Source organism: Pseudobutyrivibrio sp. JW11 (assembly GCF_900115355.1).
Lineage (GTDB): Bacteria > Bacillota > Clostridia > Lachnospirales > Lachnospiraceae > Pseudobutyrivibrio > Pseudobutyrivibrio ruminis.
In genome coordinates this window covers 69,840-95,491 of the sequence record NZ_FOWB01000003.1, presented here as the reverse complement: position 1 = coordinate 95,491, position 25,652 = coordinate 69,840, and the positions used below count along the sequence as shown (strand labels likewise).

26 protein-coding genes are annotated in these 25,652 nt (G+C 37.9%); 5 read left to right on the top strand and 21 right to left on the bottom strand.

What is annotated here, in order from left to right; translation table 11 throughout:
• Position 1 precedes the first annotated feature (1 nt).
• Entirely contained in the window at positions 2-1,291 is a 1,290-nt protein-coding gene (locus BM102_RS04295) for an SseB family protein (protein WP_090394250.1), read from the bottom strand.
• A 112-nt stretch (positions 1,292-1,403) separates the two neighbouring features.
• Positions 1,404-2,933: a zinc ribbon domain-containing protein gene (locus BM102_RS04290; protein WP_090479248.1), complete on the bottom strand. Its 1,530-nt coding sequence runs from the start codon at positions 2,931-2,933 to the stop codon at positions 1,404-1,406.
• A gap of 234 nt (positions 2,934-3,167) precedes the next feature.
• Between BM102_RS04290 and mscL the strand changes: the two genes are divergently transcribed.
• On the top strand, positions 3,168-3,614 hold the full coding sequence (gene mscL, locus BM102_RS04285) for a large conductance mechanosensitive channel protein MscL (protein ID WP_090479246.1): 447 nt from the start codon (positions 3,168-3,170) through the stop codon (positions 3,612-3,614).
• Positions 3,615-3,639: 25 nt separating this feature from the next.
• On the opposite strand, the gene BM102_RS04280 is transcribed toward mscL, so the two are convergent.
• Entirely contained in the window at positions 3,640-5,367 is a 1,728-nt protein-coding gene (locus tag BM102_RS04280; RefSeq protein ID WP_090479244.1) for a GGDEF and EAL domain-containing protein, read from the bottom strand.
• Between the two features lie 202 nt (positions 5,368-5,569).
• Here BM102_RS04280 and BM102_RS04275 point away from each other — a divergent pair, with 202 nt between their 5' ends.
• Both BM102_RS04275 and BM102_RS04270 read left to right on the top strand, forming a co-directional pair.
• Positions 5,570-5,929 carry a CidA/LrgA family protein gene (locus BM102_RS04275; RefSeq protein WP_090479241.1) on the top strand — a complete coding sequence of 120 codons (360 nt, stop codon included), beginning with the start codon at positions 5,570-5,572 and terminating at the stop codon, positions 5,927-5,929.
• Positions 5,929-6,621 carry an LrgB family protein gene (locus BM102_RS04270; RefSeq protein ID WP_090479238.1) on the top strand — a complete coding sequence of 231 codons (693 nt, stop codon included), beginning with the start codon at positions 5,929-5,931 and terminating at the stop codon, positions 6,619-6,621. The genes BM102_RS04275 and BM102_RS04270 overlap by 1 nt, the downstream gene beginning before the upstream one ends.
• 40 nt (positions 6,622-6,661) lie before the next feature.
• Here the strand turns inward: BM102_RS04270 and BM102_RS04265 are convergent, their stop codons facing one another.
• The 13 genes from BM102_RS04265 to BM102_RS14250 form a co-directional block, all read right to left on the bottom strand.
• Positions 6,662-7,606 (bottom strand): hypothetical protein, encoded by a 945-nt coding sequence (locus tag BM102_RS04265; protein ID WP_090479236.1) that lies wholly within the window; start codon positions 7,604-7,606, stop codon positions 6,662-6,664.
• 260 nt (positions 7,607-7,866) lie between these two features.
• The gene (locus BM102_RS14480; protein ID WP_242942902.1) at positions 7,867-8,397 is read right to left on the bottom strand and encodes a hypothetical protein; all 531 of its coding nucleotides are present in this window, start codon (positions 8,395-8,397) and stop codon (positions 7,867-7,869) included.
• A 57-nt stretch (positions 8,398-8,454) separates the two neighbouring features.
• Complete coding sequence (locus BM102_RS14475; RefSeq protein ID WP_242942901.1) at positions 8,455-8,802, bottom strand: helix-turn-helix domain-containing protein; 348 nt, start codon at positions 8,800-8,802, stop codon at positions 8,455-8,457.
• A gap of 325 nt (positions 8,803-9,127) precedes the next feature.
• Entirely contained in the window at positions 9,128-9,919 is a 792-nt protein-coding gene (locus tag BM102_RS04255) for a class I SAM-dependent methyltransferase (RefSeq protein ID WP_090479234.1), read from the bottom strand.
• A gap of 38 nt (positions 9,920-9,957) precedes the next feature.
• Positions 9,958-11,034: an acyltransferase family protein gene (locus BM102_RS04250; RefSeq protein WP_090479231.1), complete on the bottom strand. Its 1,077-nt coding sequence runs from the start codon at positions 11,032-11,034 to the stop codon at positions 9,958-9,960.
• A 147-nt stretch (positions 11,035-11,181) separates the two neighbouring features.
• Positions 11,182-12,855, bottom strand: coding sequence for a recombinase family protein (locus tag BM102_RS04245; protein WP_090479643.1), 1,674 nt, complete (start codon positions 12,853-12,855; stop codon positions 11,182-11,184).
• A 13-nt stretch (positions 12,856-12,868) separates the two neighbouring features.
• Positions 12,869-13,729 (bottom strand): KilA-N domain-containing protein, encoded by an 861-nt coding sequence (locus BM102_RS04240; protein WP_090479228.1) that lies wholly within the window; start codon positions 13,727-13,729, stop codon positions 12,869-12,871.
• Complete coding sequence (locus BM102_RS04235) at positions 13,717-14,076, bottom strand: helix-turn-helix domain-containing protein (protein WP_090479225.1); 360 nt, start codon at positions 14,074-14,076, stop codon at positions 13,717-13,719. The genes BM102_RS04240 and BM102_RS04235 overlap by 13 nt, the downstream gene beginning before the upstream one ends.
• A 53-nt stretch (positions 14,077-14,129) precedes the next feature.
• Positions 14,130-14,348, bottom strand: coding sequence for a hypothetical protein (locus BM102_RS04230; protein WP_090479222.1), 219 nt, complete (start codon positions 14,346-14,348; stop codon positions 14,130-14,132).
• Positions 14,349-14,471: 123 nt separating this feature from the next.
• Positions 14,472-15,794, bottom strand: coding sequence for a virulence-associated E family protein (locus BM102_RS04225; protein WP_242942900.1), 1,323 nt, complete (start codon positions 15,792-15,794; stop codon positions 14,472-14,474).
• Positions 15,715-16,347, bottom strand: a complete 633-nt coding sequence (locus BM102_RS04220) for a CHC2 zinc finger domain-containing protein (protein WP_090479217.1) — start codon at positions 16,345-16,347, stop codon at positions 15,715-15,717. Before BM102_RS04220 ends, BM102_RS04225 begins: the two co-directional genes overlap by 80 nt.
• The gene (locus BM102_RS04215; RefSeq protein WP_090479214.1) at positions 16,344-17,636 is read right to left on the bottom strand and encodes a hypothetical protein; all 1,293 of its coding nucleotides are present in this window, start codon (positions 17,634-17,636) and stop codon (positions 16,344-16,346) included. Before BM102_RS04215 ends, BM102_RS04220 begins: the two co-directional genes overlap by 4 nt.
• A 236-nt stretch (positions 17,637-17,872) precedes the next feature.
• Positions 17,873-18,049 carry a hypothetical protein gene (locus tag BM102_RS14250; RefSeq protein ID WP_177194899.1) on the bottom strand — a complete coding sequence of 59 codons (177 nt, stop codon included), beginning with the start codon at positions 18,047-18,049 and terminating at the stop codon, positions 17,873-17,875.
• Between the two features lie 233 nt (positions 18,050-18,282).
• On the opposite strand from BM102_RS14250, the gene BM102_RS04205 reads away from it, so the two are divergent.
• Entirely contained in the window at positions 18,283-19,149 is an 867-nt protein-coding gene (locus BM102_RS04205) for a helix-turn-helix domain-containing protein (protein WP_090479207.1), read from the top strand.
• A gap of 42 nt (positions 19,150-19,191) precedes the next feature.
• On the opposite strand, the gene BM102_RS04200 is transcribed toward BM102_RS04205, so the two are convergent.
• From BM102_RS04200 to BM102_RS04190, 3 genes are read right to left on the bottom strand one after another with little or no spacing between them, the layout of a single operon-like run.
• On the bottom strand, positions 19,192-19,485 hold the full coding sequence (locus tag BM102_RS04200; protein WP_090479204.1) for a hypothetical protein: 294 nt from the start codon (positions 19,483-19,485) through the stop codon (positions 19,192-19,194).
• Between the two features lie 25 nt (positions 19,486-19,510).
• Positions 19,511-20,326, bottom strand: a complete 816-nt coding sequence (locus BM102_RS04195; RefSeq protein WP_090479200.1) for a DUF5780 domain-containing protein — start codon at positions 20,324-20,326, stop codon at positions 19,511-19,513.
• Positions 20,326-21,129: a hypothetical protein gene (locus BM102_RS04190; RefSeq protein ID WP_090479199.1), complete on the bottom strand. Its 804-nt coding sequence runs from the start codon at positions 21,127-21,129 to the stop codon at positions 20,326-20,328. Before BM102_RS04190 ends, BM102_RS04195 begins: the two co-directional genes overlap by 1 nt.
• Positions 21,130-21,264: 135 nt before the next feature.
• Here BM102_RS04190 and BM102_RS04185 point away from each other — a divergent pair, with 135 nt between their 5' ends.
• Positions 21,265-21,591 carry a helix-turn-helix domain-containing protein gene (locus BM102_RS04185; RefSeq protein WP_177194898.1) on the top strand — a complete coding sequence of 109 codons (327 nt, stop codon included), beginning with the start codon at positions 21,265-21,267 and terminating at the stop codon, positions 21,589-21,591.
• A gap of 37 nt (positions 21,592-21,628) precedes the next feature.
• Here BM102_RS04185 and rlmD read toward each other — a convergent pair whose 3' ends face one another.
• The gene (rlmD, locus tag BM102_RS04180) at positions 21,629-23,299 is read right to left on the bottom strand and encodes a 23S rRNA (uracil(1939)-C(5))-methyltransferase RlmD (protein WP_090479194.1); all 1,671 of its coding nucleotides are present in this window, start codon (positions 23,297-23,299) and stop codon (positions 21,629-21,631) included.
• On the bottom strand, positions 23,296-25,617 hold the full coding sequence (locus tag BM102_RS04175; protein ID WP_090479191.1) for an ATP-dependent helicase: 2,322 nt from the start codon (positions 25,615-25,617) through the stop codon (positions 23,296-23,298). The genes rlmD and BM102_RS04175 overlap by 4 nt, the downstream gene beginning before the upstream one ends.
• Positions 25,618-25,652 lie beyond the last annotated feature (35 nt).

The window sequence follows — 25,652 nt, the reverse complement described above, 5'->3', positions numbered from 1 at the left end:
ACTATTTCTCCGCTCTATAAATCAGCATCTGCTGCTCATGCTGCTCGACTACATCATCGATAGCCTTTATGCGCCCCTTTATTGCATATTCAATCTGCTTGATCTCCTGTGCAAGCGGATTGAGTTCTTTGTAGATTGCTTCCATATGCTGCTTCATATTTTCTGTTTCGTACCCCTCTGGAAACTCCAATACTACTAGATGGCGAACAACCTTTGTATCCTCTTCAACCTTTGTAAGGAAGCTGATAGATTTAATATCATCGTGATTCTGTCCATATTCCTCAAGCTTGCTACGAATAGCAACAACCTCTTCTGTCTCCTTTGGAACACCAAGAAGGATTCTCTTTCCTGCTGGAATCTTCTGCTCCTGAACAGCGCCTGCTCCATTTTCCTTGATTCCGAAATCGTTTTTGTAGCCCGGTGTGTTTGTGATAGTATCCAAATAAGGAATTGGAAGTGTACATGGAACTTCGTTAAATGGATTAACAGCAATTCCTGAATAAACATTTCCACGCTTAAGCATTCCGTATACATCCTGGAATGAAAGGATTTGAGTATGTACTCTCTGTCCATCCTTTGCAAGATTCTTCCATCTGCGAAGTGATGCCCAGTCTGTAAATAGTGGAAGTACTAAGCTATCTTTATCCTCTGGTGTACCAGTAAGCTTAATCTGAGACTTAAGCATATAGAATCCGATTTTTGTATCCTTGCTGATTTTTGCAACACCATTTTCATTGAGCTCAGGCTCAATATCCATTTTGATTGGTGTAATGAAATGACCATGACTAAGCCAGTAAGCAAGTGTTGCATGGAAGCCATTATCCTTGCCAAACTTAACCATACCATTAATAATTCCTGCTAATGCTGGATTTTCGATAGAAACCCTTGGGTCCACCTTTTCCTGTGGCTTAAGATTTGTGATGACAGCATACTTACGAACTGCCACCTCGTCTGGAAGATTGAGCTGTAGAGAAACTGATGTGTTCTCTGCCTCATCTACGATTGAAGTCTTTTCTTCAACAAGAGCTTCAACAGCCTGAATTTCGCATTCTGCAACCTGTGCATTGGCCTGATATAAATATACCTGGTCGCCCTTGTGGAGCTGGCCGTAAAGCTGTCCTGAAATGATGCTTCCATTTCCATCAAGCATTGATGTGACACCCTCAACCAATACGAAGAATCTATTGCTAGTATCTACCTTGTCAGTCACGTCAGTATCTTCGATATTGAGGTTTTCAGCTGCCTTTGTGTTAACCTCTTGTTCTTTTTTCTTTTTGTCAAATAAACCCATAACAAATTCTCCTGATTTAATAATTCGATTATTCTATTATAATCGAAACTAGCATAAAAAAAAACCTCTCACACGCCTGTGTGAGAAGTCTTTCTTTGTTAGTTAAACTGGCTTATAAAGCCTCACCGAATGTGTTTGAAGTAACCAATCCATAGTACTTTACATACCAGTCAATTGCTTCCTCAATTTCAGCTTTACAATCGGCTTCTTTTTCATATCCATAGTAATTAAACTTTTTGTCAAACTTTGTTTCGTATTGTACTGTTGTGGTTGTTGTACCAAGAATCTTTTCGTAACCACATTCACCCTTTTCATTTATGCTTACATTGTTGATTTCAACATATGTATAGAATGTAAATGAATCAGTATCTAATGAATCTGAATCAGAAAGCATCACTGAGCACTCAAAGACAGCAATTACTTCATTTCCTTCAGAGTAATCCGCTTCCTGGAGAAGGTATGAACCTAAGTACTTTATGCTCTGCATTTCCTCCATTGAACTGAGACGAGAAACATCAGTAATCTTCTTTTCGCAATCTTCGATTACAGAACTCATGCTCTCCTCAGTAATCTCTGTAGAATCCTTAAGAAGATGACCAAGGCCCTCTACCTTGTAATCCTTTGTAACTGCAGTAGGAACCATTCCATATTTCTCTGCACACATTTCAGCAAGCTCATCCTCGCTGTATGATGGTGCGTATGTTACGGTAATGATATCTCCCTCTGATAAGTAGTAGCTCTGGCTTGATGAATATGAGAAGTCGTTATAAACTGCATCTTCCTTAACTACCTTGATAGATGCCTTACCATCGCCCTCGATACCTGTATAAGAAATTTCGATTCCATCGAATGGATCGAACTCTTTAAGTTCTTCAAGCTTTTCTACTGTGTATGTTGCGTCCTCGTACTCAACCTTTACGCCATATTTCTTTTCGATTGAATCAGCCTTAACCTTCCAAGAGACTGTTACCTCATCTCCGTTTGAAAGCTTTTTCTCTGGATCAACATCATAGCTGATTTTATTTCCAATAGCCTCTTCCATATAGTCTGCTGGACCATAGTGCGAAGTGAATGATTTCTTTACTTTTGATTTGTCATCAAATCTAGATTTGCTATATAAATCTTCCCAGAATGTCTCATCAATTGTAACTGTTGCTTTACCCATAGAATCATATCCTGTGAATTCTACAGTCATGTAATCATTTACATTGATTGTCTTTGAACGATGCAAAACAAATACTGCTGCTACCGCTGCTGCAACCACTAGTACTGCAATGATAATCCAAACAAAAACTGGTGGCTTTTTACTTCCGCCTTCATTATTTGCCTTGGCAGCTTTCTTGGCAGCCTTAGCTGCTCTCTTTTCAGCCTTCTTTGCTTCCTTGGCAGCCTTTTTTGCAGCTTTCACATCCACCTGCTGAGGCATAGGCTGTGGAGCTGGTTGAGGCATAGGCTGTGGCTGTGGAGCAGGCTGTGGAGTTGGCTGTGGTTGTACTGGTGGAACTGGCTGTTCTACTGGAGCCTGTTGTACTGGTGGAATTGGCTGTGGTGCTGGCTGCTCAGCTTCTGGCGCTGGTGCACCGCAACCTGTACAGAACTTTGCACCAGGCATAATTTCTTTACCGCATTTTACACAAAACATTTAGATTAATCCTCCCTCTAAATCTGTTCGCAATTAGTATATTATGATTTTGCCAAATATTAAGTATAAAATCAATACTTATTTTTCAATTTTTTATATTTTTACAATTTGAACTAATTTTTATTGGTTTATCTAGATATTATTGGTTAAGATTATTGCTAATATTCTTTTAAATCGGTAAAATAAATGTGATAAAAATATATTTCACACTTTTTATTAATAGGGAGGTAATCTATGAGCAAAAAGAATGGTTTTATTTCTGAATTTAAAGAATTTATTCTTCGTGGAAATGTAATGGACATGGCTGTCGGTGTTATCGTAGGTGGTGCTTTCACAGCTATCGTAACTTCCCTTAACGAAGATATCCTCACTCCAATCCTTGGAATCTTTGGAGGAACAGATTTTTCTGAGTTAAAGGTTACCCTTGGAACTGGAGAGGCCGCACCAGTTCTTACATATGGTAATTTCATTACAGCAATTATCAATTTCCTTATTACAGCACTTGTTATTTTCTTAATTATCAAGGGTATCAACAGAGGAACTGAAAGAGCTGCTGCTCTTTTAAAGAAAAATAAAGAAGAAGCTGAGGCAGCTGAACCTACAGAAAAGGATTGTCCATACTGCTACAGCAAAATTCACATCAAGGCAACTCGTTGCCCACATTGTACAGCTCAGCTTTAATATTGATCAAAAAATGCAGTGGGAATTATTCTTCCCACTGCATTCCTTTTTCATACATTCTATCCAACAACTCATTAAGAGGCATAGGTTTTCCGAAGTAAAAGCCTTGAGCCCTTTCACAACCAACTTCCTTAAGGAAATCATAATGTTCCTTAGTCTCAACGCCTTCACATAGAGGAGATGCTCCCAACTGATTTGCGGTCTTTATAATATAACTCATTAAAGTTTTAGTCTTTGGATTTTTATCTGCGCTTCGCAGGAATACCATATCAAGCTTAAGTACATCAAATTGATAATCCGCCAATGTGGTCAGTGAGGAATAGCCACTGCCAAAATCATCAATCCATATCTCGTAGCCTGCCTCGCGAATTCTGCCTGCCTCTTCTTTGATTAGTCCAGTATTATCTGAAAAAGCACTTTCTGTGATTTCCACATCTATCATGTTTCTTGGAACTTCGTATATTTCACAGAAATCTGAAAGAAGCTTATATACATTACAAATCTCAAAATCCAGCCTTGAAATATTTACTGATATTGGAACCAATGATTCTCCCTCATCAGCAAGCTTCCTATAATCCTGACAAACTTTTTTTACTACGAATTCATCTACAAGATGAATTAAATGAAAATGCTCCAATGTTTCAATAAAGTATCCTGGAGGAAGCATTCCATTTTCAGGATCCACCCATCTTACAAGGGCTTCATATCCACATATCTTTCCTGTGCTAACTCTTATAATTGGCTGATAGAATACCTTTATATAATCCTTTGCAATGGCCTCATCAATATGGTCAACAACAAACTGCTGACGGCGCAGGCCATCACGAATAATATCATCATAAACACAATAGTTTATATCATGTCGACTTTTTATACTATTGCAGGCAAGTCTTGCATGGTCGCATGCTAATCCAACTTCTGCACGGCGGTCTTCCATGAAATATATACCTGCTTTTATTTTTACTTTTTTATTTACATCATCTGTGAGAAGCATCTTGCGATATACTTCTTCTACGCATTCGATAACTTCTTCCTTTGGTGCTGTACAGTATACTACAAAGTGATCATCGGAAAATCTTGCAACAGTTCCGCCATAAAAAACATCACTTATCGTTCTACCAAAATCGCACAAAAGCTCGTCGCCCATTTTGAAACCATGGCGCTCATTGTACAGTTTAAAATTAGGAATATCAAAATGGACAAAGGATGCCAGCTGCCGACGTGATTCTGGAGCAGATAACAGCAACTGAACCTTATTATAGAAATAAGCCATGTTTAATAGTCCTGTCAGTTCATCGGTCTCTCGATTTGATGACAGAACCTCAGCCTCAGCATATGAATTACTTGTGGTGTTCAAGTATTCATTTTGATCAACATCAACTATGAATACAGAATAGTAGCTCTTTCCATCACCACTGTGAAGAAGATGCCCAAAGTCTTCTATATAACGTAAGTCACCCTGTTTGGTAATTATTCTATATCGCACATAATCATGTCTTTTTTCCGCATAGATGGTCTGGGCCTCGATTTGATTCTCGATTTTATACAAATCATCCGGGTGAACCATGCCTTTAAAATTGCCACCAACCAATTCCATAAAATCATCAAAGCTATCACAACCAAATAGTCTTACTACGTTTGGCTCAGCAAATACTATATGCTCATCGCCACCTGCTTCGTAGACAAAAAAGCCACCTGGTAACCCCTTTGGAATTTTTCCAGTCGTTATGGTGTCGTAGTATTCTTCTCTCATTCTTACCCCCAAAGTATGCAAAATAAAGATAGTTTACCAATTTACTTACATATTCTTTTTTGATTCTACTATACAATTGTGTCTAAAGAATGGAGATTTCCGACTATTATGTTCTTTATGTGAATTAATATACACCCCCTTGTTTCTTTCAAAACATAGAGTATAATGTGTAAGAACTTTTAAGTTATATTGAGGTATACCAATGAAATATTTAAAACAATTCTTAATCATTCTTGCAGTTTCACTTCTTGGAGAGATTTGCAAAGCAGTTCTCCCACTTCCTATACCTGCAAGCATTTATGGCATGGTCTTTATGTTTATTTTTCTTCTCACAGGAATTCTCAAGCTTGACCAGGTTAGAGAATCTGGAAAATTCCTGATTGAAATTATGCCTGTAATGTTTATCCCAGCAGGAGTTGGTCTTATGTCATCTTGGAATGTACTTAAGCCTGTTCTCGTACCAGTTTCAGTAATTACTGTTATCACAATCTTTACAGTAATGGCTGCTACAGGATTAGTTTCACAGGGAATTATTCGTATGGGAAAGAAGGAGGAAGCATAATGACAGAATTTATGGCGACCAGCGCTTACGCTGGAGTAACAATCAGCCTTGTTTCCTATGGTTTGGGTGCATGGTTAAAGAAGAAATTTGGATTTGGATTCTTTAATCCTCTTCTGATATCTATCATATTTACAATCATTTTCTTATGTACATGTGGCATCAACTACGAAACATACAATGAAGGAGCCAAGTATTTAAGCTGGCTTTTAACACCTTCAACAGTATGCCTTGCTATTCCACTATATGAGGAATTTGAGCTTCTCAAGAAGAATGCCAAGGCCGTAATTCTTGGTATAACAGCCGGTGTTCTTACTAGCCTTGCCACCGTATTTGTATTAGCAAAGCTTATGGGACTTTCCCATGAAAACTACGTTACACTTCTTCCAAAGTCAATCACCACAGCTATCGGCATGGGTGTTTCAGAAGAGCTTGGCGGATATGTAACAATCACTGTTGCAGTAATTGTTATCACAGGAGTAATCGGAAATATTCTTGGAGAATTCATTTGCAAGCTGTTTAGAATCCACGAGCCAATCTCTAAAGGATTAGCACTTGGTACTGCAGCCCATGCAATCGGTACTGCAAAAGCTATGGAAATCGGTGAAATCGAAGGCGCTATGAGTTCTCTTTCAATCGCTGTTGCCGGCATCCTAACAGTTGTGTTTGCCACTGTATTTGCTGGATTAATTTAATACTTGAATACTAAAAAAGTGGTCGAAATCGACCACTTTTTTATAGCTTTGTATATCCTATTTCATCTTCTCTATCCCGAAGGACTGCATCTATGCCGTCTTGATCATATACTAAATATCCTTCGTCTTTGAATCGAACTCCAAGCTCCGCCAAATCAGCCTTTCCTTCTTCAGTCTCCACTTTTCCATAGTTATCATCAAAGGTATAGAACGAATAGAAGTATTCTCTATCATCATAATTCTCTTCAAAATAGTACTCCTGGACAGCTATATGCTCAGCATCAAGGCCTTCGGTTGAAATTGATATCTTTGAGTCACCTTCGTAAATATCATAAGTGTCAAATAACGAAAGCGTTTCTGTAACACCATAGTAAAACTTATATTCTCCTGCTGCATCCACAAAAGAATATTCCGTATCATGAATATTATAAGCAGAACTAAAATAACGTTCGATTGTTCCATCTTCATTGATTTTTTCCGTTGCTCTATCTGAATTGTCCCTTGCGTAACAAATAACATATTTATCATCTACTTTTTTTATTATCATATCCAGGCTATACATCGCACTAAGCTGTGCCTCAACAAGAAGCTCGCTCTCACCATCACTGCCACAATCAATTATTGAGTATGTTATATCTACCTCGTTCTGAAAATCTTCTATCTGATTTAAAGCTTCACAGATTTCATCTATGGTATAGCTTTCACTTTCGGTCAGAACCTGTGATAATTCTAAATAAACTGTGCTATCCCCTTTTCCAGTATATTCAACCTTTGCATTCCCACTTTCAACATCCGCGTATACTGAATCAGCGATATTATCCTCTGTGCTATCTGTTGATTGTTCAGTGGCATCTTCTCCAGTATATTCTGCTGCATTTTCTACTATGCTCTCGCTAACATTTTCTGATGCATTTTCATTGCAACCAACCATAGTTGATGCCACAAGAACCATCATGACTATGGCCATATATTTTTTTCTTTTCATATTCCTCTCCCTATTAAATTTAGTATAGTCTTTACTATACCACACTATATTTATTATGAGGTACTATATTTGATTTCTTCAATCATTTTATTAAAAGCCAGGCGATCCACAGTGGACTTGCCTGACTTTCCTGCATTCTCATATTCTCCTTTGTCATAAATATCCCCTTCCTAAAATAATCCTAGAAACTATTGACACAAGCCATTTTCGTCTTTATTATAATAATCAAGAAATGGGTTTTTTACCGTACGTGTTAGAAACTAACAGCCAAGCGGGTTGCTCGTTTCTTTTTTTATGTTTATTATGTCGTATAAATACTTCTTGCCATCTAAATCATGTCTAATTATCAAATTTACATTAAAGACGTTATACCTTTCCACTTTATTATCAACTCCATATACAGGCAGAGCAAAACAAGAATCATAACGATACCAACCATTAGCTCCATCAATATTATGCTTTTCCTTTTTATTCTCTGTATGCTTTCCATTTGTTGCTATCTCAATTAATTCTCCTAATCCTTGAGCTGCGTTGGCTTTTGCTTTAGCAACTGCACCTTTCAAGCTATAGGTATAATCTGAACCAGTATATTCATCGGGTAAATCAGTTCCAATATAAACAACTTCATTAGAGCCAGCTATAGTGTAATTATTTCCAACAAATCCTTTTAAATACTCCTTTACATCATCCCAATTCATCGATCGCTTTCCCTTAAAAGCAATATCATTAATCATTACAATATTATTTCCATCTGCATCTTGAATTACAGACACATTTACATTATTCTTCAATTACTAAAAATACCTTTCATATTACTTCTTTGAGGTCACAAATTGTGACCTCAAAAATTAAATCTCCTCCAGCTTTGTCAGTTCCCCCAACTTCTTCGCATAGGTCAGCAGTCTCTTTTGAGCGTCCTCATTTAAACCTTCATATTCCATTAAAAGCTGCTTTTCCTTATAATCTACCTTAATCTCCTTTACCTCAGCTTCATCTATACCTTTACCAGTAAGAAGAATCTCTGGTGTTACTTCTAATACTCTGCATATATCCATTATCTTATCAGCAGAAGGAGTATGTCCTTTTGTCTTCCAATCACTGATTGTGCTAGGGGCTATACCCGCTGCTTTTCCAAATGAGTTTTGGCTCATGCCTCTAGCCTTTATTAAATAAAAGATTCTTTCTGTAATAGTCATATTTCTGCTGGTCTCCTTTTAAAACACTTAAAAATCTATTGACACAAACACATCCCGACACTAATATAAGAATCAAGAAATGGGTTTTTTGTCTGGTAAGCCTTTAAGGCCGAGAGAGTTGCTCGTTTCTTTTTTTATGCATTATTAAAGTTTGCATCAAATACGTTAAACCGTATGTTATTATTTCGCTAACACGTATATGTTATCATTAAGACTCCCCTTCTTCAATCAAAAAAGCTCCCAAATTTTTTCAAGTTCGGAAGCTGATTTTATACTATATTTAGTTCCTATATCCTATCGATTTTTGCCAAGGAGCCTTGATTTATTATTTTTTCTTCAGCACAGCAAGAGCGGCGTAATGACGCACTTCAAATTTTTTCGGTGCCTTCTCCATAAGCAATTCTTTATGCTCATTTTCCCATGCAAGCAATTCCTCATCAGAAAGTGAAGCACCTACACCACGGCAAGCCTTCATCCTGCCGTGCCAGCTTTCTCTTGTAAAAGGAACCATAACATCGTATTCTTCATGATCTTCTAATTCAAAATAACGATAGGTCACATCCGGTATCCATATCGGATGTCTTGTCTCACCAGCTCCTGTCCATTCATGATTATACTTCAATGCCAATTCTTCACTTGCACCTGCGATTGCATCCTCATAAGGCAGCCAAGCCATGTATAAAATGAGAAGCCTGCCATTGGGCTTGAGCAACTTCGCCAAATGAGGTATTACTCTCTCATGGTCAAAATACCAGAAGCACTGACAGGCTGTAATAACATCAAAGCTTTCAACCGGAAAATTTAGGTTTTCTGTAGCTTCTGCTTGAAATCTAATATTCATACCGGCAGCTTTAGCCAACTGTTCAGCCTGCTCAATCTGTTCCGGTGAAATATCTGTTCCCGTCCATGTTGCACCATAATAATACATATTTCGTGGAAGGACGCCTGTTCCTGTTCCGAGATCCAGCACGTTTTGACCTTTTATGCATAGTCCTCTGTCCACGATTTTTTGATAAAAAATGTCCGGATAAATGTCTCTGTACATCGCATAGTCTTTTGATGTTTTACCCCAATCAAAAGCTTTTCCGCCGTCTATCCTTTCGTCAATAATTTCCATTGATACACCTCAAATAGTATTTTATTAGGTTGTCCGAATCATTCTTTCTTCTCTTTTTTTATTCCCAGAACACACCACCTTATGAAAGGTATGCGGCTCATGATTTCATACAGAAAGTAGGAGCCTGCGAATGCTGCTATTGCAACCAACAGGTATACGATGACAGGGGCAAGGAACGGACATAATGTATGCAGATACCATCCGCTGACCGCTATCATCAGATAATGGAATACGTAGAGGCCCCATGATTTTCGGCACATCCACTTTGAGAAAGCATTCGTGAAATTCCCCCATTTTTTCATGAAGGCAAGTATACCCAGAGTTCCAAACCATGCGTATACATTACACATGATTGTATCCAGAACCACATGATCCGGATAAGACTGACCTATATATAAAATCACGAAAGCTATGCAGGATGCGAGGGCAATGACGCTCAATAACAGCCAGTTTTTGCCAAGTCGATCCATCACGACCTCATTGGACAGTACAAAGTAGCCGATCAAAAAACCCAATCCGTAGATACCGAATCTGTACACCACTATTATCGGTGTGTTAAGTATCTGCGCCGCTCCGAATACGGGTATAACAAGAAGTATAAGTATCAAAAGATTGGCTTTACCGCAGACATTATAGAATCTGTCTTTTTCAATCCTTCTGATCAGTACCAGCATCAGGCTAAAGAGCCATAGCATCTGTATGTACCACAGAGGGCCTGAGCCGCTGACTGCCATTATCAGGAAAAGGATTGGCCCCGGTACATTGCCCATGGAATCAAATGCACCGGAAATCAGCATATTGTAGTAACCAAGAACCCAGCCGAAAACCAGAAGACCGATTGTTGATGGCACAAGATATTTTCTCGTCCTTACTCTGATGAATTCCTTTTCTGTTCGTTTAATTAGTTCATAGCGGGCTGACATGCCGGATACCACAAACAGAAGTAACATGAACCAAGGATATACAATGTACTGATATGTATCCTGAGGCTGATGTTTACTGAAAGGTCCGATGATGCCATGTTGTGTTACACCGTTGAATATGTAAATTACATGATAGATGACTACCAGCACTACTGTTATCCAACGAATATTATCCAAGTATACCTTCCTCATATTTCCACCACCTTTGCAAATATTTTATCACTTTTTCTCAATCATAAAAAAGTAAGCTCCACTTGTCTACCAAGCGAAGCTTACATATTTTGCTATTTTTTGTTAAATTGGGTTGCGAGCGCATAGTTTTATATGATCATCTGGTTTTTACTGGGACAGAAGAGCTACAGTCTCAAGCTGATTTAAATTGTCCAAACCAAAAAGTGTCTCATTGTTGATCATTGGAATCTTAAACTTAATATCCTTAATCCACTTTCCATCTGGCTGTCTCTCTTCATAAACCTCAACCTTCTCTATAAGTTGGGTGATGAACTCTCTGCACTCTGCATCAGTCATATCAACAACGTACTTATCAAAATAAACCAATGCCTTGTATACATTATCAGCTGATACTTTATTTGCTATAATTGCCTGACGTTTTGCCTGAGCAGCTAATAGCAGTTCTTCTGTCCTATCAATCTTATCATAGATTTTATACAAACTACACTCGAGATCATTTTTGCGTCTTGAATAATGCTTATCCTCAACATCTAAAGAATCTATATCATTATTGATAGCCTCTTTTCTGTTGTAACACTTTCTGAGCTGGGCTTTTAATTCTTTTATTTCTTTATCCAATTCAGTAGTATCAACCTCCGCCTTTATCTTTCTTTTTATTTCCTGGGCGAATTTTCTGCTTTGTGTCATTCGAATTATAGACTCAATAACTGCTGCATCAAGTAATTCTTCATTTATCTGCTTTCTATATGTGCATACATGACCTCTATCCTTTTTTCTGTGCTTGCAAGAATAATAATAGAAATCCTTGTAGAATGTTCCATCGGCTTTTTTCTTAGTTGCCTTGTTAGCGTACAATCCTGTTCCACATATCGGGCATTTCACTATTCCTGTAAGAAGATGCGTTCTTTCTTCTTTTGGCTTATTAACACGACTATATTTATGAGAACGCTTTTTCATCTTGGCATTGGCAGCCTCCCACAAATCTTCAGAAACAATAGCTTCATGTGCTCCATCAGCAGTAATATAATCATCAGAATTAACTATCTGATATTCATTACGAGTACCTTTAACTTTTTGAGTTTTTCTTCTACCAAATGCAATCTTTCCAATGTAAACAGGATTTTGTAGAATAAGACGAATTGTATGTTCGCTGAAGTATTCGTTTTCCCAATCACGCCTTTTTACCTTCTTTATTCCATGATTTGAAAGATACTTTGCTACACCTGAAGGTCCATGTGTTGTATTGACATATACTTCAAAAATCTGTCTAATAACTTCCGCTTCTTCCTCATTAATAACTAGATTTCCATCCACTAGCTTGTAACCATATGGAGCCATTCCTCCATTCCATTTTCCTTCTCTAGCCTTTTGCATTCTACCTTCCATTGTTTGAGCTCTAATGTTTTCACGCTCAATTTCAGCTACAGCTGATAAAACAGATATCATTAGTTTACCTGCATCTTTTGATGAATCTATTCCATCCTCTACACATATAAGGTCAACGCCAAAGTCTTGCATTACTTGAAGTGTAGACAGAACATCCGCAGCATTTCTACCAAATCTTGAAAGTTTAAATACAAGAACAAACCTCACATCATCCTTTCCTGCTTTTATATCTTCAATCATTTTATTAAAAGCCAGGCGATCCACAGTGGATTTGCCTGACTTTCCTGCATCCTCATATTCCCCAGCAATCTCGTACTCATTGTAAGCACAGAAGCCTTTCATTCTGGTCTTCTGTGCCTCTAATGAATAGCCATCTATCTGCATTGCTGTTGAAACACGAGTGTAAATATAAACTTTTGTCTTTTCTTTTGTCATAATACCTCCCAAGCTATTTGTCTTCATTAACCGAAGCTCCAGGTAAACGCTTAAGCCCCTCGTTATTTACATATTCCAATGTTTGCATTTGTTTAACTACAAGCTGTCTAAGGAGAACCAGTCTTTCTGATTGAGGCTTCCCCTGCTCAATTAAAATAGCGTTATAGCTTTCCATATTTGCAAGTACGAGCAATTGATTAAGGCTTGCAAAATCTCGCATGTTGCCCTTTTTATCTTTATTGGAATCTCTCCATTGTTTCGCTGTCATACCAAATAATGCAACATTAAGAAGATCTGCTTCACTAGCATATTTAAATGAAATCTGCTCCGGTGTAAGTTCTGGTGGGATTAGGTTATCTTTTATTGCGTCTGTATGTATGCGATAGTTAATCCTTGCAATTTCACGATTTAAATTCCAGTTAAGAGATAATTTGCTATTTTCATCTTTCTTTATACGTTTGTAATCTTTTATAATATACAGTTTAAATTCAGCGGAAATCCATGATGCAAATTCAAGCGCAATGTCTGAATGTGCGTATGTTCCACCATATCGACCAGCCTTTGAAACTATACCTATAGCATTTACACCTTGTATCCACTTTGTTGGTGACATTGTAAAAGCATGCAGTCCTGCCTCACCTCTAAACCCCTCGAATTCGAGGGGTTTAAAATCAGTATTATGCAACCGCTCCCACAATCCCAAGAATTCAATTGTTTCTCGAGTTCTCATCCAATTACATATCGTAGCATTTGCATCATCACTTTTATATTTAGCTATATCAGTAAGTGAAATAAAATCATTCTCAAAATCCATTGTGTACATGCGAATTTCCTTACCATTTGCATGTATTGTATCTTTCATCATTTTTCCCATGTTAAATCCTCCATTTTCGTCAGTTCACCCAGCTTCTTCGCATAGGTCAACAGTCTCTTCTGGGCATCCTCATTTAAACCTTCATATTCCATTAAAAGCTGCTTTTCCTTATAATCCACCTTAGTCTCCTTAACCTCAGTCTCATCTATACCTTTACCAGTAAGAAGAGCCTCCGGTGATACTTCTAATACTCTGCATATATCCATAATCTTATCAGCGGAAGGATTATGCCCTTTTCTCTTCCAATCACTGATTGTGCTAGGTGCTATTCCCGCAGCTTTGCCAAATGCATTCTGACTTAAACCACGCTCTTTTATAAGAAAAAAAATTCTTTCAGTTATTGTCACAACAACTGTCCGCCTTTCCGAATTCTATCATTTTCGTTTACACGAACATATTATCATGTAAACAAAACGTATTCAATATCAAACAAATCTTTTTCTTCGTTACGTTTCTCTGCCGAAAGCTTAATAAACTTTCTTATGTCCTGCATAAGAAAAAGAACTTCTGGATCAGGCAAGCTGTCCAAATCAACCTTATCGCTATACTTTAAAATCATTGAATACATAAAATCTGCAAGTATCTGCATATCATCCTTAATTTCAATCTCAGTTACCATCGTTAATCCTCCAATAAAAAAACTGCTTTCAAACCATGGAAACAAAGTCTGGAAACAGATTAAAAACTTTTCTATTCTCATTAAGTTACAAAAAATCAAACCCTCAAAAGCCCAGTAAATAGGCTAATCAAAAGGTATTTCCATCTGAGTGCCATCCACTGGAATAAAAGTTTCCTCTTTGTTTCCAGAGTTTGTTTCCACTCGCATCCATCCACGTTGTTTTCCATATTTAGGAATGTTTCGCGGATTTGGATAAGGCTTCCATCCGGTGATTGTTCCATTCATTATCAGGCCTATCTCACGTGCCACACTATTTCTAGGCTTTCCAAATTCATTCAAGGCCTCGTTGTATATCTGCTGCACGCAAACCAAGTCATTATTGGTATGTTCAAGCCATTCCTGAATCAAGCCTGTCCATGTGTCCTCTTGCATAAATGGGCGCTGGTACTCTGCCAAATCCTTTTCAATTTCCTTAGGAAGCTTCAGCTTATCTTTTCCTTCCCTATAGAGCACCATCGCCTCAGCCCACATTTGTTCAATGTAATGACGCGATTCTTTCTCATCCTCTAAGATATGAACCTCAGCTTTCGCTGCATCACACATAACAGGCAGGAAACGTCTGTTACCACTTCTATCTAATGGTAAGAAGTTGATTACATTTGATGTTCCTACAAACACACACTGCCTTGGTCTATCCTCGGCTCTTACTCCATAAGGCACACGATAGTTGTCAAACTGCTTACTTAGGAATGCTTTGGTGGACTCAATAAAACGAGTATTTAAAATAGGAATCATCTCCGCCATCTCACAAATCCAATGCCCTACCAAATGCTCATAAACCTTTTCATCATCTAGCCTCTTTAAATCATCTGAAAACCACATATCTTTTGATGCAAGAAATCTAGCAAAAGTAGATTTACCAGCCCCCTGTCCTCCAACAAGACAAAGCATGTATTCGAACTTGCAGCCTGGTCTAAAGACTCTATTTATAGCACCAAGTAAGAACAACTTTAAGCATTCATAATGATAATCAGAAATCTCGGCACCTAAGAAATGATTCAATGCATAACGAATTCTTGGCGTACCATCCCAGTACAGATTATTTAAGTAATCTCTTACTGGATGATACTGATTCTCAGTGGCCACAATCTGTAATGCCTCTCTAATCCTTTTCTCACTATTGTAATGATAGAACATTTCAATGTAGTATCTGATGTGAATCTCATCCTTGTCCGTTACATCTATGCCAGTTCTGTTCCATGGCATATCCCCTTTAAGCTCTATTCTCTCTCGGAACATATTCTCACGAATATTGTCTTTGAATAGTGAATCCTCTCGCAAAATGATTGCTGCATTATCAATAGTGCTAACTGGCCATCCCTTCTCCGTTTTTTCCAGCATTTCTTGTATCTCTTCCGTTAATTTGGTTGTCATAATCTCGTTCAATCTTTTCTACCTCCTGAAGTAAGCTATCTATTTCATCTTTTAGTTGTGAGTCCATAACCTCGAACATTGCATAATCATATAGATAAGAAACGTATTCATATTTATTTACTGCAAAAGAAAAAACAGGACTCCATGTAGAATCCTGTTCCTCTCTGGGACGATATGAAGTTTTTAAAATCTGAAGCTGCTCCATCAAATGCGAAAGTGATTGCATAAGCTTTCTCTTTTTTTCTGAATAAAGCTGTTGCTCAGATTTCTGTCTTCTATACTCCTTTACTTTAGAAGAATCCTCTTCCATAGATAATCCAAAATCCGCCGCAATCTTTTCAGCTGCATCCTTAGGTCCCAGACCATAAAGCTTTCCAACAAAATCAATCACATCTCCTTTTTCACCACAGGAAAAACAATAAAACCTTTTATCGACCTTCATACTTGGATGCCTATCATTATGGAAAGGACAACAAATCAGCTTGTTTCTAGATGGATTTAATCCTTCAGCAACTGCCACATCATAAACAGTTACATTTGCTTTTACTAATTCAAATACACTCATCGACTTTCCTCCCTTTTTACTGATCTTTCTTTGGGATTAATTGTTTTTCTTTCAATAGAATCAATCTCAGCCTGTCTCTTTTTGAGCTTCTCAACTATGCTAGGTCGAGCTGCATTAACAACCTGATTAGCCAACTCTTTTTTCTTTTCTATTGATTTAAGAGATGTCTTAATCCTATCAACAACCTTATCCCTCATCCTTATAAGCAAATTATTTACTCCCTCAAGATGCTTTATGATTAATGGCTTAGCTTTACTTGGCACTTTGCATTTTTCCGAAGATATCCAGCGTTTGTATTTCTCGATTTCATCATTTTCCTCAGTTCGAACTCTATCTACAATTTCATCTACGATAGTCTCACATGCCTTATCGTATGCAATATCAGACACTTCCTTTACAAGGCTCTCCATATCTTCAATTTTAATTTCAAGCTTTTCATTGATTGCTGTAAGCTTCTCATTCTCTGCAATAACATCATTGTACATAGCATCCATTTTCTGGAACTTTTCCTGAAGTTCTTTATAATTTGCGTTAAGCTTCTCAATAATGAATTCTTTCTTTTCAAGATACTGCTTACCACCATAAATAGGTTCTTCCTCTATCTGAAGCCCATGTTTATGGCAGATTTCAAGAAACAGCTTTCGACATTCTGCATCATAGGACATCTTTCTATTATTAAACTTTCCCTGCTTTTTGCTTGGGTCGGGTAGTTCAAATCCCATTTCCTTTAATGCCTGTTCCTGCTTAGGCTGTCTCTCACCATACTTGTTTATAACATCAAAAACATGACGCTCATGAATGTGTGGAGTGGACTCATCAAGATGAAGCGACCAGTTCAAAATATGAACATGATCTCCGTAACGTTCTTGAATAGTGTTAAAAAACTCTGCTGCAACTTCCAATAAAACTCCATACTCTACAGTGCCATCGATGTTACCAATTTGATAAACCGTTTCTTCTGGACATGTCATTTTATTTGTTCTAAGATCATCCATTATTCTACATCTTTCCTTATGTCGGCTTGCTATATGTCTAGCATTTTGACCTTCCAGGTAATCCTTATAAAGTAAAGCGTAGAAGCCTTTTTCAACTTCAGTAAATGAATGCCAATGCTCATCTCTGTCTTTGTGCTGAATAGGAATTCTATCAATACAATTCCAATATACATTGTAAGGAGTCATTTCTTCATTGATATCTTCTGACAAATCTACATTGAACTCTCTATCATTATGCTTAGGATTATAAGAACCATTCTTTCCAGCTCGACCATTATGCCTTGAAGCTCTCATAACGTTTTTCCTCCTTTGTTTAAAAACCATTTTTTTAATTTGCTGCTGCGAGGGTCCATCCCGTTCAAAGCCAGTAGTGGCTATGTGCGACAAAGAATACCCAGTACTATATGTCGCTAGCGTACATATAACTGGGCTGGGGTTAACCGCCCCAGACCCCGCAAAGAAATCTCAAATTCTCCATCTTTGCCCTGAATGGAGTCTTTGAAATTTCTTTATGTTCCAAAATCTCGCGCTCAGATTTTGGAAGTAATGGGCAAATCAAAAGCCGCCAGTTCATTCTGACGGCCAATCATTTGCTCATTACAAAAAGCAAAAACCTTAAAATCTTTTCTCTCGTCATCTCCCCAAACCAGTTCCTGACAGGCAACCTCCGCTGGCGCTGTGTCGTATTCTATCCTTGGTCCGCTCATCATCTTTTCATCGCTTGACTTCCCCGAAATAGTATCTATTTGGAATGCTCATTCAGTTTTCATGATGTGAGTATGCCATTTTAGAAAGCCCTCTCCCGTATATCCGAAATGTAGGATTATTTTTCATATTAATATTTATTCCGAGATTTCGGACTCAACGTTTCTACTATAGTTTTAACTATGGCTTCAAACTGCTATACTTTGATTAAGATGTTCTTAAGGGGGAATACAAATTGAAAACACATGTGACTCTTCAAGAAAGATTGAAAGATTTAAGAGAAGAAAGAAATCTATATTTAGTTGACGTAGAAAAAGCAACTGGAATTCCACACTCCACTCTCAGTGAATATGAAAATGATGATACTAAAGGAATTCCACATTTAGCCTTAGTCCAACTTGCTGATTTCTACAATGTTTCTCTGGATTATTTATTTGATAGAAGTAGTTCCAGAACCAACGCTACAAAAGATGTATCTGAATTAGACTTAGATGACAGGACTCTTGAAATTCTAAAGAATAAGGAATTGAATAACAGACTTCTGTGTGAACTTATTTCTCATCCTGGGTTTAAGGATGTGCTTGCTGACATAGAAATCTATATTGATGGAATAGCTGGACAGGATTTTCAGGCTATTCAGGCTGTAATGAATGCCCATCATGAAAAGATAGTTAAAAAGCTAAAACCTGACAGAGATGATATTTTTGCTGCATTGTTAGAAGCAAACCATGTAGAAGAAAAAAACTACTTTATAAACAGAATCAACACTGAGCTTTCTCCTATCTTGGACGACCTTAGAGAAGCTCATAAAAAAGATTCTGAAACTGCCACCGACACTACTTTGAAAGATTTGATTCTTGGAAATATCCCTGTGCCACAAATCACAGAGGAAGACCCTGACGAGGATGTTGCTAAAATTTTCTTCAACTCCTTCTGTTCTACTAGCGGAATTAATCCAAATGCTGTTACTCCAGAAGAATACAACATTTTCAAAAAGCTTATGCACAGATCAAAGAAATATAAAGATATGCTCAAATCAAAAAAGAACAACCGCAAAGTTAAGCGACTAAAGGAGCGTAAAGAGAAAAATAGCGAGAGCTAAATGCCCTCGCCATTCTTTTTCTATAATTCCTTATTGGTATTTTTACTTACAATACCTATTAACAATTTCTAACAACTCATCAATATACTGCTCTGCATCAACTATTTCATCTGCTACCGCAAATTTAACTGCATATTGATCAATAAAGGAAGCATATTGATCATCAGTTTCATTTAAGTCTTTTGCATATATATACGAAATCACTAACTTGGCAGCATCAATTGGGCTAGATTCAAAAATATCAGCATTCACTAAACGTGACACCCCGCCACGGTCACATTTGTATAACTTTCTAACTATTTGCTCTAATTCTATAGCTTGATTATGATTTATCATAACAATACATCCTCCTCTATTTTTTTTAATACTCTTTTCCCTTATTTGCCTCAATAAAATCTAGATAATATGGGTTTGTCCATTTTGTACCATCTGTTGTTTCGTAAGATACGACTATAGCTCTAGCTTTAGCTGGATGTATGTCAGAATCTAACTCAAATCCGGAATCCTCTCCGTATGTACTTCCTGGTGTCATATTTATGTTAGAGTAATTAACTTCTTTTATATAAGTAGCATCGTTAATATCAACACTACCTTTTAGTTTTAATGGAAGATTGTTACTATCCCATGCCGCAAAAGCAATAACAGCCTCAGAAATATTTAAATTTGAATTATTCTTAATAACTGCAGATATCATATCGCCTGAAGCTAAATATAAATCTTCTTTTTTAGTTATAGAAGTACTTGTCACATATAAATCCTGATTCTTAAGTTCTTGCTCCAATTCATCGTTAGACAGCATCGATTCACCATTTTTGGTTCTCTCAGCTTTTGATGAATACATTTCATACAATGATTCATATTGAGAATCATCTAAATAATTCACTTCATCTACCGTATACTTACCATCATTTGGGGTAACATAGGCCTCGTAATAGTTACTTACCATAACTCCAAATGAATTTTTTCCTTCGACAGAACCCAGCACATAATATGTACCATTTTCGTCAATAATTAAAACATCGTTAATCGATGCAAATTTAGCAGATTTTTCATCTTTTAAATTTCCCTTAATTTCTTCTTTTACGGCATTATATACCTTTGTGTTCTGCCCACCACATGCAACAAATGACAATATACATATCATCATTATTAGAATAATTGAAATATTCTTTTTCATTAATATCTTTCTCCTTTCGCTTTTAAATCTGCATGTTCTTGAATCCCGTCTTTTAAGTCCTCATCTAACCTCCATTCCTCACCATCTGTATAATGAATTTTTATAATATACGGTATAAAAATACTTGCATTTTCATACCCATAAGTATCCCAATAATAATCGTTACCATCTAAAAAACCATTTTCAGAAATTGTGTTTTGACAACTAACATGAAGTACATTATCTTTATTAATACTTTTCTTTACTGGTTCCCCAAACTTATCATAACAGTATATTTCTGCATCAAATTCATCTATAGTTTTGGCAGCCTTGTTAGAGCAGCTTAATGATACTTGTGTTCTTCCAATCATATTTTCTGAAAGAATTACTTTATTTATTACTAGAGGGCAATCATTAATTGCTTCTCTAACCGTAGTTCTATATTTTTCATCCTCTTCTTTAAGAGTTTTTTCTCGGATTTGAGTTCGAGTATCTATAATACGATTCCTAAATGAAACAACATCTTCATGATTATCGCCCTTATAATTTCCATCAATGGCAGAAACAATATCATATACTTTTTCTAACTCAGAACTGCTTATATCGCCATCACCATATTTCATTTTGGCGGAACTATATTTTAATAAAACATTTACATTCCGATAAGAAGAATCTTGGTTATATACAATCTGTAATAACTTTTCACTTAGGCCATAGTTCTCATTTTCAATTGCTATTATTCCCACAGAATATAGTATCAAATTGTGAAGTACCAAAATTAACACAAGAATTGCTAATACCGGTATTATGACTTTCTTTTTCATTTGTTAATTTTCTCTTTACTTATCCCCTCATAATTGTCTATATAAGTATATTTTACTTATACAAGTGATTCTATCATCAAAAAGATGTCTTTACAATCACTATATAAAATACTTATATAGGCAAGAGGTGTTATATTGTTAACAGAAATAAACTATGAAGAATTAGGAAAAAAAATAAAGAACTTGCGCATAGAAAAAGGCTTAACACAAGAAAACCTAGCCGATTACGTAGGCTGTAATACTTCGCACATCAGTAACATAGAGAATTCCTATACCAAACTTTCATTGAATGTATTATTAGCTATTGCAAATGCACTCAACGTATCAGTAGACTATCTACTTGCTGACCAACTAAACTCAACCTCTACTATAATAAGTCAAGAAATAATAAACAAACTAAGTAAATGTAATGATAGTGACAAAGAGAAAATAATCCAGATTATAGATATCTTTGCACAATAAAAGGAAGTGATGAAATAATATCACTTCCTCTTATTTTTTATATCATCTGAAAATACTTCAGAGCCTCTTCAATGGCCTTCCACTTTTCTTCTGGGCAGCCTGGCTGTCTACTGTCTTCAGATTTTGGTTCATTATAGCATTCGCGCTCTATTATTCCATTAGCGCGCTTTACTTGGGCTATGTTCAGAGATGAAACAGTTAAGCCACACTCTTTTTGAACCCAATCTTTTATCTGTTGATATGTCGCTTTACTTTCTGCTGTTGTAGTCTCCAACTCATCACCTGAAACGTTGAATTCTACGTGGTTTTCTGCACCAGAAAGTTTGGACAAAAGTACGCACGTCTCCACATGATAAGTTCCAGGGAACATATCTACACATGCAAGACGTGTTACTTTGTAGCCGCGGGCCAAGAATACCTCAAGGTCACGGGCAAGGCTTGTAGGCTTGCATGAGATGTAGACTAGTGAATCTACACCGTAGTCGATGATTTTATCGAGAGCCTTTGGATGGATACCATCACGAGGTGGATCCAGGATGATGTAGTCTGGCTTTTCTGTGATGTCATCAAGGACCTTAAGTACATCGCCTGCGATGAAATCACAGTTTTCAAGGCCATTGAGCTTGGCGTTTTCCTTTGCTGCCTCAACTGCCTCTGCGATAATTTCTACACCAGTTACATGCTTAGCTGCAGGTGCGATAACCTGAGCGATGGTGCCTGTACCTGAATAAAGATCATAAACCTCTGCTCCATCAGCGCCTGTAGATATAAAATCACGAGCTGTGCTGTAAAGCACCTCTGCTCCCAGTGAATTTGTCTGGAAGAATGAAAATGGTGTGATGGTAAATGAAAGTCCAAGTAACTCCTCCTTGAACCAGCTCTGGCCATAAAGGATTTCCGTGCCTTCATCTGCAACTACATCTGCTTCTCTATCATTCTTTGTGTGAAGGATTCCAGCAATTTTGCCGTCCCACTCAGTGCAACTTACAAGAGCGTCCTTCCAGCCTGCTAAAAGAGCAATCTCGTAGAGAGATGATATCTGTGTGCTTGTAACTAAGTCTATGAGGATTTCGCCTGTTTTGGCTGCCTTACGGACAAGCAAATGACGAAGATAACCCTCATGTGTATTCTTGCGGTAGTATGGCTGTCCTGCCTTTGTAAAATACTCAAGAGTCATTGTAAGGACGCGACGCATATCAGCATCGATAATCTGACATCCATCTACAGTGACAACATCATAGAAGCTGCCCTTTTTATGCATACCAAGGGTAAGTGGACCATCCTTTACCTCGTCTCCAAATGAGAACTCCATTTTGTTGCGGTATTCAAACTGCTTTGGGCTGGATTTGATGCCTTCGTAAGTGGCTGTCCAAACATCCTCACCAATAACTGGTGCCATCAAATCGTGAATCATGCCCTCTTTAATTGAAAGCTGATTTTCATATGAAAGTGACTGATAGGTACAGCCGCCACACTTTCCAAAGTGAACACATGCTGGTGTGTCCATTTCAAGTGGTGATGGTGCATCCACTGAAAGAAGATTTCCCTGTGCCTTTTCCTTTGAAGATTTCTTTACACGAACTGACACAGTCTGGCCAGGCAACACGCCCTTCACTCTGAGCTTGTCGCCTTCTGCGGTCTCCATTATTCCTTTGTTTGGAAAAGATACTTTTACAACTTTTCCCTGTACTATTTCTCCACGTTTCATACTTTCTTTAATTTTGCAAAGGATGCAAACATTTTCTTGATGCCTACGCCATCGAAGTCCACTGTAACCTCGTAGTCACGGCCTTCATCGATGATATCCTTTACTGTACCTTCCTTAAATTTGATATGGCTTACTCTATCGCCTATGCCATAATCCAATGTAGTCTTTTCGATTTTAGTGCCATTTTTATTGGCAACAGCTGTGGTAGAGCTTCCTACCGTATATACGTTAGAACTGTATGTATTTCTAACTGATTCGTTTCTAGAGCCGTAGCTTGTGGCTATAGTAGGTCCCTTGCCTGTAGGACGCTGATATACTGAATACTCTCCGATTGGAGTGCTAGAGTAGTCATCCATTGGCTTTGGCTCCCACAGATTGCCCTTAACAAGTTCATCAGGGATTTCCTTAACAAATCTGGAAATCTTATGGAACTGGGTCTCGCCACGAATCATACGCATGCGAGCGCTTGTCATAGTGAGGTGCTGCTTAGCACGTGTGATACCTACGTATGCCAAACGGCGCTCTTCCTCAAGCTCAGAATCGGCTCCGCCACCGTCAAAAATAGCTGCCTGCCCTGGGAATAAACCATCCTCCATGCCGGCCATGTATACGTATGGGAACTCCAATCCCTTTGCACCATGAAGAGTCATAAGTACAACGTAGTTGTCGCTCTCCTCGTAGCTATCTATATCTGCAACAAGTGCAACATCCTCCAAGAATCCAGAAAGTGAAGGCTCCTCGCCATCATCCCTGGCATCCTTTTCGTAAGCAACTGCCTTTGTAAGTAACTCGTCGATATTTTCAATACGAGCCTTTGCCTCGTCTGTACCCTCTGCCTTAAGCTCTGCAACATAGTCTGTCTGATCAAGGATTTCCTCTACCAATGCAGATACTGATTCCTCAACAGCGATTCTTTTAAGCTTTTCAATAAGGTCTGTGAAGCCCATTATTTTGCTGGCAGCCTTTCCAATAGATGGAATATCGTTTGCATGTAAAAGTGCTTCGTAGAAATTCAAACCATGCTCCCTAGCATAATCTGAAACCTTTGTAATAGTGGTAGCGCCGATTCCACGTTTTGGAATATTGATAATACGCTGAACTGCAATATCGTCATTACCATTATCAACTGTCTTTAAGTAAGCGAGAACATCCTTGATTTCCTTACGGCTGTAGAAGTTTACACCACCAACGATTTTGTATGGGATGCCCTCGTAAATCATTTTTTCTTCTATAAGACGTGACTGGGCATTGGTACGATAAAGCACGGCACAATCACGATAATCAGCCTCACCTCTGCGTACAACTGAGCCAATATTGCTAGCGATATAGCTGGCTTCCTCGTATGCACTGTCAAACTGCTGAAACTGGATTTTGTCTCCATCCTCAGCCTCTGTCCAAAGGGCCTTTTCCTTTCGGCCTTCATTATTAGCAATGACGGCATTGGCAGCGTTTAGAATATTTCCAGTGCTTCGATAGTTTTGCTCAAGCTTGATAACATGAGCGCTTGGGAAGTGCTGCTCAAAGTTCAAAATATTGTAAATATCTGCACCACGGAACTTGTAGATAGACTGGTCGTCATCACCAACTACACAAAGATTCTGCTGGCCGCCGATAAGAAGACGGACCAACTCGAATTGGGCTGCGTTGGTATCCTGATACTCGTCTACCATGATGTATTTGAATTTGTCATTATAATATGCACGAACATCCCCATCCAAACGGAGAAGCTCTACTGTCTTCATAATCAAATCGTCGAAATCGAATGCATTGTTTTGACGAAGACGAGCCTGATACTCACGATATACTGTGGCCTGACGGGACATATTGAAATCTCCCATGGCGCGGTTAGTGAATTCTTCTGGAGTGATAAGCTTGTTTTTAGCATCGGAAATTACATTTAAAAATGTGCGTTCCTTAAACTGCTTTGTATCAATCTGAAGATACTTGCAAACTTCCTTCATCAAAGTCTTGCAATCGTCTGTATCGTAAATTGTGAAATTGCTAGTGTATCCCTGGCCAAGATTCTCGCAGAACCTGCGGAGGATACGAACACAGCTGGCATGGAAAGTGGCAACCCACACACCGTCTGAACCGAAGCCAACGATATTATCAATACGCTCCCTCATCTCCCTTGCAGCTTTGTTAGTGAAGGTGATAGCCATGATATTGTATGGCATCACACCCTGCTCTATTAAATAAGCAACGCGGTGTGTAAGCACTCTTGTCTTGCCTGAACCAGCGCCAGCCAAGATAAGAACGGGACCATTGATAGTCTCAACGCCCTCACGCTGCTTGTCGTTTAACATACTTAAATCCATAACATAAAATATCCTTTATTGCATGATATATTTTC